This is a genomic window from Bacillus sp. JJ1127, from assembly GCF_036965845.1.
Classification (GTDB): Bacteria; Bacillota; Bacilli; order Bacillales; family Bacillaceae_G; genus Bacillus_A.
In genome coordinates this window covers 2,330-2,821 of record NZ_JBALQK010000092.1, presented here as the reverse complement: position 1 = coordinate 2,821, position 492 = coordinate 2,330, and the positions used below count along the sequence as shown (strand labels likewise).

The 492-nt window shown below is 36.6% G+C and carries 1 protein-coding gene; it reads left to right on the top strand.

Annotated features, from left to right (window positions below; translation table 11 throughout):
- Nucleotides 1-86 precede the first annotated feature (86 nt).
- Entirely contained in the window at nt 87-473 is a 387-nt protein-coding gene (locus V7183_RS10475) for a 5-carboxymethyl-2-hydroxymuconate Delta-isomerase (RefSeq protein ID WP_097896011.1), read from the top strand.
- The last annotated feature ends 19 nt before the right edge of the window (nt 474-492 follow it).

Here is a 492-nt window from a genome sequence, read left to right as displayed (position 1 = left end):
TTAGATGTCGGAAAATTAAAATGGATGTATATAATAAAGAGGCTACTCTCATTCTCGTTATACATAAAAAGAAGGGAGCTATATGCATGCCGCATTTTATTGTAGAGTATACAAATAATATAAAGGAAGAAGCGAATATTGCGGATTTATTAAAAAAAGTAAACCACATACTAATCTCACGAAGTGATATCTTTCCAACAGGAGGTATTCGTTCAAGAGCAATTGAACTAGAAGATTACTATATTGCAGATGGAAAAGAAGATGATGCATTCGTCCATGCTACATTTAAAATCGGTGCAGGCAGAACAGAAGAAGATAAAACAGAAACATGTAATCATATCTTCAATATGATGAAAGAGCACTTCGCCGATCTAGCCGCAAAGCGGTACTTTGCACTATCGATGGAACTCGCAGAGTTTAGTGAGGCAGGGACGTATAAGTGGAATAATATTCATGGAAGGTTTCGGGGATAGGAAATACGAATGAGAGCTG